A 607-nucleotide genomic window follows, 5' to 3' on the forward strand; every position below is an offset into this window, starting at 1 on the left:
TGCTGCCGCTGGTCAAGGCGATGAACGTCGATCTCATCCACTTCGGGGTGATCATGGTCATGGGGCTGGGCATCGGGATGATCACGCCACCGGTGGCGATCAATCTGTACGTGGCGTCCTCGATCACGGACCAGCCGCTGGAGCGCATCGCGCGGGCGGTGGTGCCGTACCTGGCGGTGCTGCTCGGGGTCCTGCTGCTGGTGGTCTATGGACCTGTCCTGCTGGGGCTGTCCGGCTGAACAGCCGGTTGTGGATGGTCCGGTGGTAAACTATATTTCAGATACTGGAATATAACGGATGTCTGCCGGGAGGGAGAACCCATGCGCCTTACCGCCACTCGCCTGTTCCCCGGACACTCGCCGCTGTGGCGCGTGTTCTGGCTCTACGGGGTGATCCCGAGCAACGTGCTCTGGGCCATCACCCTGCTGATGCTTACCGGTGGCGCGCCGGGCGGGGCCCTCGCCGTCGCCTACGCCGTACTGCTGGTCTACACGGGCTGGATCATCGCCGCCGTGTGGGCCAGTGCGGATAACGTGCACAACGCCCGCTGGGGCGACATGGCCCGGCTGCTCACCGCCGCCTGGGCGCTGAACACGGTGCTGGTCGT

General features: G+C 65.4%; 2 protein-coding genes. Both read left to right on the plus strand.

Features of this window, described 5'->3' with window-relative positions; genetic code table 11:
- Nucleotides 1-239, plus strand: a 239-nt coding sequence (locus tag G7A99_RS23725; RefSeq protein WP_163144525.1) for a TRAP transporter large permease subunit, incomplete at its 5' end; no start/stop codon positions are given.
- A gap of 81 nt (nt 240-320) precedes the next feature.
- On the plus strand, nt 321-607 hold a 287-nt coding region (locus G7A99_RS23730), incomplete at its 3' end, for a hypothetical protein (RefSeq protein ID WP_163144527.1).

Source organism: Arhodomonas sp. KWT, from assembly GCF_010993615.1.